This is a genomic window from Desulfuromonas soudanensis (assembly GCF_001278055.1).
GTDB classification, from domain to species: domain Bacteria; phylum Desulfobacterota; class Desulfuromonadia; order Desulfuromonadales; family WTL; genus Deferrimonas; species Deferrimonas soudanensis.
Genome location: NZ_CP010802.1, coordinates 1 through 17,151 on the forward strand (window position 1 = coordinate 1; position 17,151 = coordinate 17,151).

Sequence of the window (17,151 nt, forward strand, 5' to 3'; positions counted from 1 at the left end):
ATATCCACAGCCTTTTCAACAACTGTGGATATTTGATTTTGGTCGAAAATTTAATTTTTTGTTTCGACAAACCCTCCGACAGCAACCAATAAATATGATGATAAATCCATGAATAAACTCTGGCAAGAAACACTTGTTCACCTCGAACAAGCTTTGAATCCCCAACATTTCACCACATGGATAAAGCCCATAAGGTTCGTATCTTTAAAGAAAGATTTGATCCAACTTGAGGTTCCAAACCGTTTTGTTCTAGATTGGATAAGAATTCACTATAGTCAACTCATACAGGAAACCTTGTCAAATATAGGGGCAGTTGTCTACCGCATTCAATTCTCCATTGCAACCCAAAATTCGGACTCCATATTACCGGAAAATAAACTCTCCCCAGGAATAAATAAAAATCAACAAGAAATAAAAATAGAGCCCCAACCCCGATCTTGTAATTACGCTTTCAATCTGAATTCCAAATATTCCTTTGATGAATTTGTTTCCGGTTCTTCCAATCAATTTGCCTATGCTGCGGCCATGGCCGTCGCCAACAACCCGGCAACAACGTATAATCCCCTGTTCATCTACGGAGGCGTAGGCCTGGGTAAAACTCATCTGGTCAATGCCATTGGCAACGCCATCCTGCGCAAAAATCCGGATATGAAAGTTTGTTATTATACGTCTGAAAAATTCATGAATGAACTTATAAATTCCCTTCGTTATGCCAAAATGGACGAATTCCGTAATAAATTTCGAACTATGGACGTTCTTCTCATTGACGATGTGCAATTTATTGCCGGCAAGGAACGTACGCAAGAAGAATTTTTTCATACCTTTAATTCACTCTATGAATCACATAAACAAATAGTGGTAACATCTGATAAATTTCCGAAGGAAATTCCAGGTTTGGAGGAACGTCTGCGATCACGATTTGAATGGGGTTTAATCGCCGATATCCAGGCCCCGGACATGGAAACGAAACATGCAATATTGAAAATGAAGGCAGAACAAAATGGGATTAATCTTCCCGAGGATGTGGCCCTTTTTCTTGCCAATTCCATAAGCAGCAACGTGAGAGAATTAGAAGGATTTCTGGTAAGAATAGGGGCTTTTGCCAGCCTGACATCCACTCCGGTTACGTTAACAATGGCCAGGGAGGTTCTCAAAGATATTTTGGTTGAAAAAAACAGGGAACTATCTATAGAAGAAATACAAAAGGTCGTAGCAACTTATTATAATATAAAAGTTTCAGAAATAAAATCATCCCGAAGACTAAAAGTCTTGGTATTACCTAGACAAATAGCAATGTATTTGTCCAGACAATTGACTTCTTACTCTTATCCTGAAATAGGCGAACGATTCGGCGGGAAAGACCATTCCACCATCATCCATGCCATTAAAAAAATAGAGAAAGCAATAGAAAACGACTATCAATTAAGCGCAACAATCAACAATATTAAAAATGCTCTGGCCCACTAAAATGGGTACAAGTTGTGTACTGCTTTTGGGATAAAGGTTGATAAAATCACAATAAAGAGTGATACCCACAAAAAGGACTTTTTTCACCATTGTTGTCCACAGGGTCCTATCCGAGTCAATTGATTGAAATCTAACCATTTTTTGATTTATAAACTTATACACAGCAATATACTACTATTGACTATAAAGACTTAAAAATATAATAAAAACAGTTCAATGTTAACAGGAGCTCCATATGCACTTTACAATTGAAAAGGATGTCTTTCTCAAAGGCCTCTCAAGAATTCAGGGTATTGTCGAAAAACGCAATACCATTCCCATTCTTGCTAATGTACTTCTCGAAACAAGAGACGGCGTTCTTACTCTGACAGCGACAGACCTGGAAGTAGGCATGCGCTCCTCCTATCCGGTTTCGACAAAATTGCCCGGAAAAGTGACCGTCGCGGCTAAAAAACTTTTCGAAATTATCAAGGAATTGCCAGAAGCAGAACTTTCTTTTTTAGCCAAAGATAATAATTGGATTGAAATTAGGGCTGGAAAGGCATTATTCAATATTGTTGGTTTATCGGCCGATGAATTTCCTTATTTTCCTGAGCCTTCTCAGGAACAATTTTTTCCTATAAAAGGATCTCTTTTAAAAGAGATGATTGAAAAAACTCTTTTTTCAATATCAGCTGATGAAAGTAAATATAATTTAAATGGTATTTTTTTTAAAACAATCACAGATAATGAAACAACATTTTTACGAATGGTGGCCACAGATGGCCACCGTTTATCAATGATACAAAGACAAATTCAAAATCTTAAAATTGATGAACTGGAAAAAGGTGTTATTTTCCCTAGAAAAGGTATACAGGAATTAAAAAAACTCGCCGAAGATGGTGACAATGATTTGATGATTGGTTTTATGGAAAATAACTCCGTCATTAAAAAAGATCAAACTGTAGTAATTATGCGCCTGGTCGATGGAGAATTTCCTGACTATAATAGGGTTATTCCAAAAACCAATGAATATATTGTTTTGATTTCAAGGGACATTTTTATTCATTCATTGCGAAGGATGTCAATCCTATCGAACGAAAAATCTCGCGGAATTAAAATGTTAATAAAAAAAGATATCCTTGAAATATCTTCCTCCAACCCGGAAATAGGCGATGCGAAAGAGGATCTGTTTATTGATTATCAAGGTCCAGAAATATCTATAGGATTTAATGCAAAATATATACTCGATATTTTACAAATTCAAAATGAAGAAAAAATACAAATTCTTCTTAAGGACAATCTTTCGCCAGGTCTGATTAGACCTGAAAAAGATTCTGATTACACGGCAGTTGTAATGCCAATGCGTCTCTAAAAATAGGTATTTTTGAAAGGATATCCAGGCATGTATCTGTCAAGCCTGGCTTTACGGAATTTCAGAAACATTGTTGAAACGGAAATTTTACCAAGTCCAGCATTCAATGTTTTGTGGGGAGATAATGGTCAAGGCAAAACCAATATTCTCGAATCAATTTATATTATAGGGCACCTCAAAAGTTTTCGTAATACACGCAATGAAGATCTCATTGAACACAATAGTATTCGAAGTCAACTCCATGGTGAAATTATATCGGGAGGAAGTAAACGCACGGTCGATATTGGCATTGAAAGCCGAGGGAAGGAAGTTTTACTCGATGGCAAGGAAGTACGTCATGCTGCCACCTTTTTTTCGGCTTTAAGACCCGTCATTTTTTCCCCGGAGGAAGTTGCTCTTACGAAAGGCGCTCCGGCAGGGCGACGAGCCTTGCTCGACAGGGCAATTTTCCAGATCGATCCGGCATACCTCCCCCGTGCTCAGGAATATGAGCGATGTCTCCGCCAGCGCAATGCGCTTTTTCGAACGCCAGGAGGGACAAATCAAATTGCATCCTGGACCGAAGCCCTGATCCGCGCGGGACTTCATATTCGTCGAAGTCGCTCCGCTTACCTGACCCGAATAACGGCAATATTTAACGACGTTTACAAAAAAATAAGTGGAAACCGGGAAACAGCATCCATTATTCTTCCCTATACGCCAGAAAATGAACAGGGTCTCGAAGATTACTTTCGACAAGAATTGGAACGTTGCCGACATAGAGAGATCCTGACAGGTCAGACACTGGCCGGACCGCATCGCGATGACCCCCTATTTCAAATAAATGGACGTTCAATTCGCCAGTTTGCCTCCCAGGGACAACAACGTTCATTTATGCTCGCGTTCAAAACCGCCCAGATTATTGATATAGAGGAACAGACAGGGGAACCCCCCGTTCTTCTTTTGGATGATATGACCAGCGAGTTGGACAAAAATAGGCAAGGGTATTTTTTTAATTTTCTCCTGTCCCGCAAAGGCCAGGTTTTTGTCACAACGACCGATATTCAGCCCATGATCAGCGCAGGGCTCACCGAAGCTCGTTTTTTTTCTGTCAAGAATGGAATACTGCGACAGGATCAATAAACATGAGGAAACAATGACTGAAAAAACAACAAAAGAATATGGTGCATCAAGTATCAAAGTATTAGAAGGTCTTTCTGCTGTAAGAAAAAGGCCGGCCATGTACATTGGCTCTACAGGAGAGATGGGTCTCCACCACCTGATTTATGAAGTGGTAGATAACTCTATCGATGAGTCATTGGCCGGATATTGTGATGATATTTTTGTGACGTTGCACGTAGACGGTTCTGCGACCATTGAAGACAATGGTCGCGGAATACCCGTTGATATAATGCCTGCACAAAATAAACCAGCAGCTGAAGTCGTTTTGACAGTTCTTCATGCAGGGGGCAAATTTGATAACGATTCCTATAAGGTCTCAGGAGGGCTCCACGGAGTTGGTATATCCGTAGTCAATGCCCTTTCAAAACGACTCGAACTGGAAATCCGTCGTAACAATATAATTTATAGACAGAGTTATGAACGCGGAATTCCCATGACACCTTTGCGCGAAGAAGGTGACACCATAAAAAGGGGCACCTGTATTACCTTCTGGCCGGACGAAGAGATATTTGAAACGACTGTCTTTTCATTTGAAACACTTTCTCAACGTCTCAGGGAAATGGCCTTTCTCAATGCGGGTGTGACCGTACGTATTCTGGATGAACGAAGCGAAAAAAGGCATGATTTCCATTATGAAGGAGGAATTTCTTCCTTTGTTGAATATATAAACCGGGCCAAAACCCCGATTCATCCCACTCCGATCTATTTCACCGGATCCAGGGAAGGAGTGGAAATTGAGGTGGCCATGCAGTACAACGACGGCTACGACGAAAAAATATTTTCATTCGCCAACAATATAAACACCCATGAGGGCGGAACACACCTCATCGGTTTTAAAGCTGCTTTAACGCGCACTATGAACACCTACGCTACCTCGAACAACCTCCTTAAAAACATAAAGACAGCGATATCCGGAGACGATTTGCGAGAAGGAATGGCGGCGGTTATTTCTGTCAAACTTCCCGACCCCCAATTCGAGGGGCAGACCAAAACAAAACTCGGCAATTCGGAGATCAAGGGTTTTGTTGAAGTCCTTATGAATGAAAAGCTCTCCACCTTCCTGGAGGAAAATCCCCAGACGGCCCGCAAAATTCTGGAAAAGGGGATCGATGCAGCCCGAGCTCGTGAAGCGGCTCGCAAGGCCCGAGATCTCACCCGGAGAAAGGGCGCCCTCGACGGGCTATCGCTTCCTGGAAAGCTCGCCGACTGCCAGGAAAAAGACCCGGCTCTCTGTGAAATATATCTGGTCGAGGGCGACTCGGCGGGGGGAAGCGCCAAACAGGGTCGTGACCGCAAATCCCAGGCCATTCTCCCCCTCAAGGGGAAGATCCTCAACGTCGAAAAGGCCCGTTTCGACAAGATGTTGACATCCAATGAAATCCGGACCCTGATCACGGCCATGGGAACAAGCATCGGCAAGGACGACTTCGACGTCTCCAAGCTCCGGTATCACCGAATCATCATCATGACGGATGCCGATGTGGACGGTTCCCACATCCGCACCCTCCTCCTGACGTTTTTCTTTCGCCAGATGACAGAATTGGTGGAGCGCGGTCATCTCTACATTGCCCAACCGCCGCTGTATAAGGCCAAGCGCGGTAAAAAGGAACTCTACCTCAAGGATGAGGAGGCGCTTCTTGAGTATCTTCTCTCCGAAGGGGTGGAAGGATTGACCGTTCAGATGGAAAAGAGTGGCAAGGCCATCCGGGGCAAGCAAATCGTCCCGATGTTGCGCAACATTATCGATTACAACAAACACTTTGAAAAAATGGTCCGCAAGGGGGTGCATGCCGAGGTATTGAAGATATTCGTCTACGGCAAGATTCAAAACGGTTTTGCCGACATGGCCGACCTCACCCCCCTGGCCTTGAAACTCAAGGAAATAGAACCGCGGGCGGACTTTCAGGTCATCGAGGAACCGGCGCGCATACTCTTTACCCTGGGTAACATTCGGGCCCGTATCGACCAGACGGTCCTTGAACACCTCTCTTCCCACGAATACAAACTCCTTCTGCAGGCTTATCGCCTGGTGGAGGATATCTGCCTCGATGAAAGGGCCTTTATTTCCCACGAATCGAAGGAAGAGACTTCCGTCAGCGATCGTCAGGATATCCTCAGCTTTATCCTCGAACGGGCGAAAAAGGGACAGTACATCCAGCGATACAAGGGGCTGGGGGAGATGAATCCGGAGCAACTCTGGGAGACAACCATGGATCCGGAAAAACGGATACTGCTCCAGGTCAAAATCGAGGACGCCATCGAAGCCGACGCGATATTTACCGTTCTCATGGGAGATCAGGTCGAACCGCGCCGTCAATTCATTGAAACCAACGCCCTTAACGTATCAAACTTGGATATCTAAGGGTTCTGCCGGCATAGTCGGATTGCTGCACTCATAATCATGCAGCTTTTGTCGAGGTCGACCGTAACAGGGTTATTTTTGGAGGAAGCAGATGCTTTCGGAACATAACAAAGTCAGTGTCAATATCGAAGACGAGATGCGTAAATCCTACATGGATTATGCGATGAGCGTCATTATAGGGCGCGCCCTTCCCGACGTCAGGGACGGACTCAAGCCGGTTCACCGGCGGGTTCTCTTCGCCATGAGCGAATTGGGGAACGAATGGAACAAATCCTACAAAAAATCGGCCCGCGTCGTCGGCGACGTCATCGGTAAGTATCATCCCCACGGCGACACCGCGGCCTATGACACCATCGTTCGCATGGCCCAGAACTTTTCCCTGCGCTACCCCCTGGTCGACGGCCAGGGAAACTTCGGATCCGTCGATGGCGATTCGGCTGCGGCCATGCGTTACACCGAAGTCCGCATGTCCCGTCTGGCCGGTGAGCTCCTGACGGACATCGACAAGGAAACGGTCGAATTCGGACCCAACTACGACGATTCTCTCCGCGAACCCCTGGTTCTCCCCTGCAAGTTTCCGAACCTGCTGGTTAACGGCTCGGAGGGGATCGCCGTCGGGATGGCCACCAAGATCCCCCCCCACAATCTCGGAGAAGTCATTGACGCTCTGATCGCCGTCATCAACGACCCCTCCCTCCCCTTTGAGGATCTCCTGGGGTTGATCAAGGGGCCCGACTTTCCCACCGCCGGTTTCATTCTCGGAACCGAGGCGATTCGCGAGGCCTACAGTACCGGACGGGGCATCGTCCTCATGCGGGCCAGGGCCCTGGTCGAAAAGGACCGTCGCACCAATCGCGAAGCGATCGTCGTCAACGAAATCCCCTATCAGGTCAACAAGGCCAGGCTGATCGAAAAAATCGCCGATCTGGTCAAGGAAAAGAAGATAGAGGGTATTTCCGATCTCCGCGACGAATCGGACCGGGAAGGGATGCGGATCGTCATCGAGCTCAAAAAGGATTCCATTCCCCAGGTCATCCTCAACCAGCTCTACAAAATGACCCAGATGCAGACATCCTTCGGCATCATCATGCTGGCGATTGTCAGCGGCCAGCCGCGGGTCCTCACGCTGAGAGAGGTTCTCGATCGTTTCCTTGAACATCGCAAGGAAATCGTCACGCGGCGCTGCATCTTCGAGCTGAAAAAGGCCGAGGCCCGGGCCCATATCCTCGAGGGTCTCAAGATTGCTCTGGAAAATCTCGACGAAGTGATCCAGATCATCAAGACCTCGGCCAATGCCGCCGAGGCCAAGGAACGGCTCATCGCCCGCTTCTCCTTTTCCGATATTCAGGCTCAGTCCATTCTCGAGATGCGTCTCCATCGTCTTACCGGGCTGGAACGAGAAAAAATCATCGCCGAGTACAACGAGATTCTGGCTCTGATCAAGCGCCTCAAGGAAATTCTTGCCAGCGAAGTGGAGATCCTTCAGATCATCAAGGGGGAACTGCTCGATATCCGGGAGCGTTACGCCGATGCCCGCCGCACCGAAATCATTCCGAAAACCGGAGACCTCACCCTCGAGGATCTGATCGTCGAGGAGGACATGGTGGTGACCGTCTCCCACTCCGGCTATATCAAGCGCAATGCCGTTTCCCTCTACCGTGCCCAGCGCCGCGGAGGGAAGGGGAAGACCGGAATGCGACCGAAGGAGGAGGATTTTGTCGAACGTCTGTTCATCGCCTCGACGCACTCCTACATCCTGGTATTTACCGATCTCGGCAAGGTCTACTGGCTCAAGGTTCACGAAATACCCCAGGGGGGGAGGGCTTCCCGCGGCAAGGCGATCGTCAATCTTCTGCAACTGTCCACCGGCGAAAATGTCACCACCGTCCTTCCGGTGAAGGAATTCGTCGAGGGGAAATACATCATAACCGCCACGCAAAACGGCACGGTGAAGAAGACCGAGCTGATGTCCTACGCCAATCCCCGGGCCGGCGGTATCATCGCCCTGACCATTGACGAGGGGGATCGGTTGATCTCGGCCCGCCTTACCGACGGCAGCATGGATATCCTCCTGGCAAGCCGCAACGGCAAATCGATCCGTTTCCCCGAAACCGATGCCCGACCCATGGGACGGACGGCCCGGGGAGTACGGGGAATGATGCTTGAGGAGGACAATCACCTTATCGGTATGGAGGTGGTCAGCGAGGTGACCTCGGCCACCCTGGTCACCGTGACGGAGAACGGTTACGGCAAACGGACCAATCTCGATGAGTACCGGGTGCAGAGCCGCGGCGGCAAGGGGATCATTACCATCAAGACCTCGGAACGCAACGGCAAGGTCGTCGACATCAAACTGGTGGATGAGGATTCCGACCTCATGTTCATCACCGATCGTGGCAAGGTTCTGCGCACGGGGGTCGCGGCCCTCTCCATCATCGGCCGCAATACTCAAGGGGTTCGTCTGATGGTCCTGGAGCCCGAAGAGAGGATTGTCGCCGTGGCCAAACTTGCCGAGAAGGATGAGGATGATGGAGATACGGAAGCTGAAGAAGAGTCTTTTGAAGGCGGAGTTGAAGAGACAGAGGAGTAAGTCGAAAAAACACCGCTGGCTGGTCCGCGGTGCGGCCTGCCTCCTGGTGTTGCTGATTGCTTCCGGGATCGCCTATTACTTCAATATCGACAAGGTTCTGGACAAGGATTTCGCCCGGGCCGAGGCGCTGGTCGAGGAGGGGGAGTACCAGCGGGCGGCCGATTCCTTCCGTTCCCTGTACGATCATCATCCGGGCTTCGCCCGGGCCCCGGAGGCCCTTTTCCAGGCGGGAGAAATCCAGAATCTTTACCTGAAACGCTACCACGAGGCGCTTCTGGCCTACCTGCTTGTGGAAAAGGACTACCCGGAGAGCGTTTACTTTCGCCGGGCGCAGGCGCAGGTGGCAGACATCTACAAGAACCGCCTTCGCGACTACAGTCGGGCGATCGTCGCCTATCAAAAACTTCTCGACGGCGGCGCTCCGAATCTCGACAGCGTACAGTACGAAGTGGCTGATATTTACTTTCGGATGAACAACTTCGAACAGGCACGGATTGAATTTGAAAGCCTGTTGAAAAATTACCCCGAAAGCCCCCTGGTCCCCGAGGTCCACTATCGCATCGGCGTCGCCTACTCCCTTGAGGAGGCGCCCGCCGAAGCCGAAGAAGCCTTTCGCGCCGTGATCAAGGAGTGGCCCGACAGCCCCTACGCCGTCGAGGCCCGCTACGGGCTCGCCGGAGTACTCGAGGACCAGGAACAGCTTCGCTCGGCCCTCCAGGTTCTGGAGGATCTTCAGGGCATCTATCCCAATGCCGAGGCCCTCGCCCAACGGACCGAGCAGGTCCGGGAGCGGATCCGCAAAAAGAAAAAAGCGATTTAGTTTTTGTCCAATCGGCTCGCTCCTGACCCGACTGTCCGCAGGGATGGTCCTTTTCACGGGGAAACGCTATGAATATAGGTGTCATAGGTGCCGGCAGCTGGGGAACAACCCTGGCAAACCTGCTGGCCAAAAAGGGGTATTCGGTCACCCTCTGGGCCTACGAGGAGGATCTGGTCGCCCGCATGCGGGAAGGGGGGGAAAACGACCTCTATCTCCCCGGGATCAAGCTCTCCGCCAACCTCGCCTTCACCCATGACCTGCCTGAGGCGGCCACCGCCAAGGATCTCCTGCTCCTGGTCCCACCGTCCCAGTTAATGCGACGGGTCATGAAACAGGCGTCACCCCACATCGCCCCGCAAACCCTTTTGGTCTCGGCCTCCAAGGGGATCGAGACTGAAACACTGCTGCCGATGAGCTCCGTCCTTGCCGAGATTCTGCCGCGGGAGCTGGTGCAGAATCTGACCTTCCTTTCCGGCCCGTCCTTCGCCCGCGAAGTCGCCGGGGAAATGCCGACGGCGGTCGTCGCCGCCGCCAGTGAGCCCTCGGTGGCGCAACGCGTTCAGGACGTTTTCAGCACCGACTATTTCCGCGTTTATACCAACGAGGACATCATCGGCGTCGAGCTCGGAGGGGCATTGAAAAACGTCATGGCCCTGGCCGCCGGCGTCTCCGACGGCCTTGGATTCGGCTATAATACCAGGGCAGCCCTCATCACCCGCGGCCTCGCCGAAATGACCCGGATCGGAATGGCCCTGGGAGCGAACCCGGCAACCTTTGCCGGTCTGGCGGGAATGGGCGACCTGGTGCTGACCTGTACCGGCGACCTTTCCCGGAACCGTACCGTGGGAATCGAACTGGGGCGCGGCCGACCTCTCAAGGATATCCTCGAAGGGATGAAAATGGTCGCCGAAGGGGTCCAGACGACGGAGTCGACTTACCACCTGGCCAAAAAACTCGGGGTCGAAGCACCGATTACCGAGCAGATGTACAAGATTCTTTATGAGAACAAGGGGGCGCTTCGGGCCGTCAACGATCTGATGTTGCGCGAGCTCAAGCCCGAAGGGAAATAGTTTGCCGAAAGGAGATAGACAATGCTGCAACGACTGATAATTGCTTCCGGAATGTTTTTTTTACTGGGGATCTCCCCCCTGTGGGCCGCAGAAAGGCTCATTATCGAGACCAATAAAGGGAATATCACCGTGGAGCTCGACGCGGAGAGGGCTCCGGAGAGCGTGAAAAATTTCCTCGCCTATGTCGATGCCGGATTCTATGAGGGGACGGTCTTTCACCGGGTCATCAAGGATTTCATGATCCAGGGAGGGGGTTTCGATACCGATCTGAAAATGAAGAAGGGGCGTTCGGCCATCAGGAACGAGGCGGGCAACGGCCTGAAGAACCTTCGGGGGACCCTCGCCATGGCCCGCACCAACGTGGTCGACAGCGCCACCAGTCAGTTTTTCATCAACCTCAAGGACAACAAATTCCTCGACCATCGCGACGAGACGGCGCAGGGGTTTGGTTATGCGGTTTTCGGCCGGGTAGTGGAAGGGATGGATGTCGTCGACCGGATCGGGACCTCGCCGACCCGAAGCATGAACGCTCTCTTTTCCGACCTTCCCGCAGACCAGGTTGTCATCACTGCCGTCAGGCGTCTCAAGGAATAGGTGGCGCAACGACCGGATCGGGGGGGAGGATGAGGGGTCAGGTGAAAACCATTCGCGTCATGACCTACAACGTCCACCATTGTCTCGGCAGCGACGGGCGGTTCGATGCCGGTCGGGTCGTTCAGGTGATCGACCAGGGGGGCGCGGACATCATCGCCCTTCAGGATCTCCAAAGCGCAACGGAAAAAGGGACCCTGGCCCATTTCGGGCGGGCCCTGGGGATGAACTCCTATGCCGGGTCCCCCGACTCGCCCCTGGGCTTTCTTTCGCAATTATCCCTGCAGGGAGTTCAGGAATATCCCCTGGGCGCCGGGGGGATCTGCCTGCGCGGCGACACCTGCATCGGCGGCAAACGTCTGCACCTCTTCAATGTTCGTTTGGGCTCCACCGACCGGGGACGCCAGATCGCCTCCCTCCTGGGTCCCGAGCTTCTCGGCAGCCGTTCCGTCTCCTGCCCGACCCTTGTGCTCGGGGATTTTTCCGACCTCTGGTGGGGGGCGGGAAATCTCAACCTCGCCCTTTCGCTGGAAAAGGTCGGTCGTCCCCTGTGGAGCGCCACCTATCCGGCCCGATTCCCCCTGGCGGCGCGGGATCGCATCTATCTCCGGGGCGGCCTGAGGGTTCTCGATTACCGGGTCCTGCGTCACCGCCTGGCTCGCCAGGGTTCGACCCACCTCCCCTTCCTTGTCACCGTTCAGGTTGTCGATCCCCGCACCCACCTGAAAGTCGAAAAGCTCCACCGGAACCGCATGGAAACAGCCCCGGGCTGAATTCGGGACCAGCCTGTGGACAAGGTTGTGGAAATGGTTGATAAATATCCGGAAGGAGAGGCTTCGGGCGAAGATATGGAGGTGAAAAGGAGAGAAGATGCGGCGCGCGTCCTGGCCGTTCTCGAAAAAACCTACCCCCGGGCCGCCTGTGCCCTCCTTTATGACACACCCTTGGAACTCCTCGTCGCCACGATCCTCTCGGCCCAGTGCACCGACCTGAGGGTCAACCAGGTCACCCGGGAGCTGTTTCGCCGTTACCCCGATGTTCGGGCCTATGCCTCCGCAGACCCCGAGGAACTCGAAGGGACGATTCGCTCCACAGGGTTTTTCCGCAACAAGGCCCGCAATCTGATCGCCTGCGCAGCCGCTCTTCTCGAGCGTCATGACGGAGAGGTTCCGAAAACGATGGAGGAGTTGACCGCTCTGCCGGGGGTCGGGCGCAAGACAGCCAACGTCGTTCTCGGAAATGTCTTCGATGTCCCGGGGATGGTGGTCGATACCCATGTCCGTCGGGTTTCCAGACGTCTCGGCTGGACGAAACACCGTGATCCGGTGAAGATCGAACAGGACCTGTCCCTCCTTCTGCCAAGGGAAAAATGGACCCTGGCCAGTCACCTGCTGATCTTTCATGGCCGGGCCCTGTGCCGGGCGCCTGTCCCGACGTGCAGTTCCTGTCCCCTGTCGGGTCTCTGTCCCCGGTGTGGAGTGGTGAAAGCGAAATAGGTTGCCGGGGGAACTCAGTCGAGGTTGGTCCGCCAGCCGAAACGTTGCTCGCGGCCGCTGAACAGGGGGGTAACCCTTTTTCGTACCGGGTCCCGGTCGACGGCCACCCAGCCGCCGGAGCGGCGGAAGTGGCTGATCTCGCCGCTGCGAATCAGGTTGTCCAGGAGACCGGCAGGAATCCGTGCAAAGGCACCGTTGTGATAGCGGACCAGGACCATCATGGGAAGACCCTCCTTCGGCAATTATTCCCAAGTAAAGCAGACCGCAGGGAGGGATGCAAGGGAGGCCGGCACGACAAAGAAAAAGGGGTCACGGCAAAAGCCGTAACCCCTTGTTTCTTTACTGGTGCCCAGAGACGGAATCGAACCGCCGACACGAGGATTTTCAGTCCTCTGCTCTACCGACTGAGCTATCTGGGCAAGAAGAGCCACGTTTATAGCGAAATCGGATCGAACTGTCAAGACAAAATCGAGGCGGACGAGGATTCCCCGTCAGGAAAAGAGTGGCTTTGGGAACCGGATTTTCGATAACTGGCCTTTGCTGTAAAAACGGGCTTGACCCCGGCGGCACATTTTTGTTAAAAAGGATCTCATTGTTTTTCGGGAGATTTCGATGCACACTCGTTTCGCTCTGTTTAGCAGCTTCACCTTTTGGTACGGCTTTTATTTTAGGCCGTCTGCCCAGGGTCGAGGTTTGCTGGCGTAACGCGGAACATCGCACAAAACCACCAGGAACCATGGGCAGACCGGTCAGGACTCCCATGGTTTTTTCGTCTGTGATCGCTGCAGGAAAAGGCTGTCGGGAAAACCTGGCGGCCTTTTTTGTTTTTCCACCAGGGACCAATCACAGCAAAAGGAGTGGGGTATGATCATCGTCATGAAGCACGGAGCCGGGAAAGAAGAGCTGGCAGAAGTCAAGAAGCGTATCCGCGAACTCGGCTACAAGACCCACGTCATCCACGGCGAGACGCGCAATGTCCTCGGCGCAATCGGCGACGAGCGGGGGAAATCGGTCCTGCAGTCGCTGGAATCCCTCCCTGGCGTCGAAAGTGTCGTGCCGATTCTCAAGCCTTACAAACTGGCCAGCCGCGAGGTGAAACTCGAACCGAGCATCATTGACCTCGGAAACGGGGTGAGCATCGGCGGCGAAAAGCTGGTGGTGATGGCCGGCCCCTGTGCGGTGGAGAGCGAGGATCAGATCCTCGAGACCGCCTATGCAGTGAAGGCCTCCGGGGCCACGGTCCTCCGGGGGGGCGCCTTCAAACCCCGCACCAGCCCCTATTCCTTTCAGGGGATGGAGGAAGAGGGTCTCAAACTCCTGGCTCTGGCGCGGGAGGCCACGGGTCTGCCGGTCATCACCGAAGTCGTCAATCCCCGGGATGTGGAACTGGTGGCGCGTTACGCCGACATTCTCCAGGTCGGAGCCCGCAACGTGCAGAATTTCGCCCTCCTGAAGATGCTCGGGCGCCTCGACAAGCCGATCCTGCTCAAGAGGGGGATGGCGACCACAATCCAGGAGTTTTTGATGAGCGCCGAATATATCCTGGCCGAGGGAAACCAGAGGGTCATTCTCTGTGAGCGAGGAATCCGTACCTTCGAAACAGCGACCCGGAACACCCTGGATCTGTCCGCCGTTCCGGTCCTCAAGGAGCAGACCCACCTTCCGGTGGTTATCGACCCTTCCCACGCCACAGGACACGCCCGGCTGGTGCCGTCGATGAGCTACGCCGCCGTCGCCGCCGGCTGCGACGGCCTCATCATCGAGGTGCATCCCTGTCCGGAGAAGGCCACCAGCGACGGTCCCCAGTCCTTGCGTCCGGAGGCCTTCGCCTCCATGATGGAGAAGGTCCGGGCCTTTGCCGCCGTCGCCGGAAAAACCATCTAACCCGGGGGACAAGGGTTGCCGCAGATCGCGGCAACCCTTCCTCCGGCCTTTTCGAGGAGACTGCATGTTTTTCATCCCTCTTTCGCAGGTCGAAAGTGTCGAACTGGTGATTCATGCCCTGCGCATGGCCGGCGGCCTGGCCGACTGCTCGACCTGTCCCGTTCGCCGCGTCTGCATGAAGCAATGCCTGACCATCGCCGAGTCCGTCGCCTCCATGGTCCAGGCCGGCAACCTGCCGCAGCTCGGAGAAAATCCGGAACCGACGCCGACCCCCGAGGGTGGCGGGAAGGGGGGGCTCAGGGTCGTCAAGTAGGCGGTGGCGCAGGCTTTCCCCTGCCGTCAACGGCGTTGACAGGGTCCGGCAAAAGGAATAAACTCCCCGTTTGTTTCATTCGACGGGTGACGGCCGGGCCGCCACCGTGACAGACTGGCAAGCCAAAAGGAGTTCCTATGAAGGTCCTGATTACCGATGAAATCTCCCAGGAAGGGCTGCAACCCCTTCTCGACGATTCGCGAATGGAGCTCGACATCAAACTCGGTCTCTCCGTCCAAGAACTCCACGGCATCATCGGCGGCTACGAGGCGATCATCACCCGCAGCGGCACCAACGTCGATGCGGCTCTTCTCGAGCACGCCAGGGGATTGAAAATCATCGCCCGGGCCGGAGTCGGCATCGACAACGTCGACGTCGAGGCGGCCAGCAATAAGGGGATCATCGTCGTCAACGCCCCCTTCGGCAACGTCAACTCCGCCGCCGAGCACACCCTCGCCCTCCTCCTCTCCCTGTGCCGCAAGGTCACCATCGCCAACGCCTCCCTCAAAAAGGGAGAGTGGAAACGTTCTCCCTTTACCGGCTGCGAACTCAAGGGGAAGACCATCGGCATCATCGGCATCGGCAAGGTGGGGGGCCGCGTGGCGCTGCGCGTCAAGGCCTTCGAAGCCGAAGTCATCGCCTGCGACCCCTATGTCTCGGAGAAGCGCGCCGAGGATCTCGGCGTCCGGCTGGTCTCCCTCGAGGACATCCTTCGCTATTCCGACATCATCTCCGTCCACACCCCCCTCACGGAGGAGACCCACGACATGATCCGCAGTGAGCATTTCGCCCGGATGAAGGACGGGGTGATCATCGTCAACTGCGCCCGGGGGGGGATCTACAACGAAGCGGCGACCCTCGAGGCCCTGGAGAGCGAAAAGGTCGCCGGGGCCGCCTTCGACGTCTGGAGCATCGAGCCGCCGAACACCGAGGTTCTCTCCCGTCTCATCGGTCATCCGCGCATGGTGGTGACGCCTCACCTCGGAGCCAATACCGTCGAGGCCCAGAGAAACGTCGCCGTCGATGTCAGCCGGGAAATCATCAACTACCTCGACGGCCGGCCGATGGAGAGCGCCGTCAACATTCCCCGCTTTGATCCCGACCTGATGGAGCACATGAAACCCTTCATGGCCCTGGTGAGCAAGATCGGCGAATTCATCTCCCAGCTCGCGCCCCCCAATCCGAGCAAGGTCATCTTCACCTACAACGGCAAGCTGGCCCGCTACGACTGCGCGCCGATTACCGTCTGCGGCCTCGCCGCCCTTCTCGGACGCCACACCGAGCAGGAGGTCAACATGGTCAACGCCCGTCTGGTCGCCAAAAACATGGGGATCGTCATTGAGGAGGTGAGGACCACGGAGTCCGAGTCGTTCTCCAACCTCATTACCGTCACCCTCGAAACCCCCGAAGGGAAAAGGTCGCTGGCCGGCACGCTCTTTGAGGGTATTCCCAAGATCGTCAAGATGCGCGACTTTCTAACCGATTTCACCCCCGAAGGGCACATGCTGGTCATCAACTACGAGGACAAGCCCGGCCTGATCGGCAAGATCGGGACCCTTCTCGGCGAAGCCGGGATCAACATCGGTTCCTTGAACCTCGGGCGTCGCGCCAAGGCCGGCGAGGCGATGGTTGTTCTCTCCCTCGACACCCCGGCCGCTCCGGAGACGATCGAAAAGCTTGCGGCCTCCGTCGAGGCTCGTTTCATCAGGGCCGTTCATATGCATTGACGAGACCGGCTCCCGCGAAAAAAAACGACCCTGACCGGTCGTTTTTTTTTATCTGCCGCCGGAGAAGGGAGTGTCACCGGGGGGGTGGAACCGGCGGCGTCCGGCTGTCTCTGGGTCTGGGGAATTTAAGGGAAAGAAAAAAATACAGAACATAATTTTACTTGGGCTAATTTTCCCTCGCCCTGACGGGCCGGACGGAGCGCGACTGTGCCGCCGGCCATTTCCACCCCCTTTGACGGGGAGGTCGGGCCCATGGCCTCTGCGGGTACCAAGGGGGATCACCGAGGTAACAATCGATAGATATCAGGGGCTTCGA

Annotated in this window: 14 protein-coding genes and 1 tRNA gene; 13 read left to right on the plus strand and 2 right to left on the minus strand. The window is 53.6% G+C overall.

Annotated elements, in window-relative coordinates; all coding sequences use genetic code 11:
- Positions 1–108 precede the first annotated feature (108 nt).
- The 10 genes from dnaA to nth all read left to right on the plus strand — a co-directional run bounded on the left by dnaA (position 109) and on the right by nth (position 12,911).
- Positions 109–1,467 carry a chromosomal replication initiator protein DnaA gene (dnaA, locus tag DSOUD_RS00005; protein ID WP_053549065.1) on the plus strand — a complete coding sequence of 453 codons (1,359 nt, stop codon included), beginning with the start codon at positions 109–111 and terminating at the stop codon, positions 1,465–1,467.
- A 235-nt stretch (positions 1,468–1,702) separates the two neighbouring features.
- The gene (gene dnaN / locus DSOUD_RS00010; RefSeq protein ID WP_053549066.1) at positions 1,703–2,821 is read left to right on the plus strand and encodes a DNA polymerase III subunit beta; all 1,119 of its coding nucleotides are present in this window, start codon (positions 1,703–1,705) and stop codon (positions 2,819–2,821) included.
- A 30-nt stretch (positions 2,822–2,851) separates the two neighbouring features.
- A complete protein-coding gene (recF, locus tag DSOUD_RS17640) occupies positions 2,852–3,943 on the plus strand; it encodes a DNA replication/repair protein RecF (protein WP_082350973.1) in 1,092 nt (363 codons plus the stop codon).
- Positions 3,944–3,956: 13 nt separating this feature from the next.
- On the plus strand, positions 3,957–6,344 hold the full coding sequence (gene gyrB / locus DSOUD_RS00025; RefSeq protein ID WP_053549069.1) for a DNA topoisomerase (ATP-hydrolyzing) subunit B: 2,388 nt from the start codon (positions 3,957–3,959) through the stop codon (positions 6,342–6,344).
- 91 nt (positions 6,345–6,435) lie between these two features.
- On the plus strand, positions 6,436–8,934 hold the full coding sequence (gyrA, locus tag DSOUD_RS00030; protein ID WP_053549070.1) for a DNA gyrase subunit A: 2,499 nt from the start codon (positions 6,436–6,438) through the stop codon (positions 8,932–8,934).
- Positions 8,870–9,754, plus strand: a complete 885-nt coding sequence (locus tag DSOUD_RS00035; RefSeq protein WP_198300339.1) for a tetratricopeptide repeat protein — start codon at positions 8,870–8,872, stop codon at positions 9,752–9,754. The genes gyrA and DSOUD_RS00035 overlap by 65 nt, the downstream gene beginning before the upstream one ends.
- A 68-nt stretch (positions 9,755–9,822) precedes the next feature.
- Entirely contained in the window at positions 9,823–10,824 is a 1,002-nt protein-coding gene (locus DSOUD_RS00040; RefSeq protein WP_053549072.1) for an NAD(P)H-dependent glycerol-3-phosphate dehydrogenase, read from the plus strand.
- Positions 10,825–10,845: 21 nt separating this feature from the next.
- The gene (locus DSOUD_RS00045; protein ID WP_053549073.1) at positions 10,846–11,418 is read left to right on the plus strand and encodes a peptidylprolyl isomerase; all 573 of its coding nucleotides are present in this window, start codon (positions 10,846–10,848) and stop codon (positions 11,416–11,418) included.
- Between the two features lie 41 nt (positions 11,419–11,459).
- On the plus strand, positions 11,460–12,188 hold the full coding sequence (locus DSOUD_RS00050) for an endonuclease/exonuclease/phosphatase family protein (RefSeq protein ID WP_157671679.1): 729 nt from the start codon (positions 11,460–11,462) through the stop codon (positions 12,186–12,188).
- 33 nt (positions 12,189–12,221) lie between these two features.
- Positions 12,222–12,911, plus strand: a complete 690-nt coding sequence (gene nth, locus DSOUD_RS00055) for an endonuclease III (RefSeq protein WP_053549075.1) — start codon at positions 12,222–12,224, stop codon at positions 12,909–12,911.
- 14 nt (positions 12,912–12,925) lie between these two features.
- On the opposite strand, the gene DSOUD_RS00060 is transcribed toward nth, so the two are convergent.
- Positions 12,926–13,132, minus strand: coding sequence for a GSU3473 family protein (locus DSOUD_RS00060; protein WP_053549076.1), 207 nt, complete (start codon positions 13,130–13,132; stop codon positions 12,926–12,928).
- A 122-nt stretch (positions 13,133–13,254) separates the two neighbouring features.
- Positions 13,255–13,330, minus strand: a tRNA-Phe gene (locus tag DSOUD_RS00065).
- Between the two features lie 445 nt (positions 13,331–13,775).
- Here DSOUD_RS00065 and aroF point away from each other — a divergent pair.
- The 3 genes from aroF to serA all read left to right on the plus strand — a co-directional run bounded on the left by aroF (position 13,776) and on the right by serA (position 16,835).
- The gene (gene aroF / locus DSOUD_RS00070) at positions 13,776–14,795 is read left to right on the plus strand and encodes a 3-deoxy-7-phosphoheptulonate synthase (RefSeq protein ID WP_053549077.1); all 1,020 of its coding nucleotides are present in this window, start codon (positions 13,776–13,778) and stop codon (positions 14,793–14,795) included.
- Between the two features lie 64 nt (positions 14,796–14,859).
- Complete coding sequence (locus DSOUD_RS00075) at positions 14,860–15,108, plus strand: hypothetical protein (protein ID WP_053549078.1); 249 nt, start codon at positions 14,860–14,862, stop codon at positions 15,106–15,108.
- A 137-nt stretch (positions 15,109–15,245) separates the two neighbouring features.
- Entirely contained in the window at positions 15,246–16,835 is a 1,590-nt protein-coding gene (gene serA / locus DSOUD_RS00080; protein ID WP_053549079.1) for a phosphoglycerate dehydrogenase, read from the plus strand.
- The last annotated feature ends 316 nt before the right edge of the window (positions 16,836–17,151 follow it).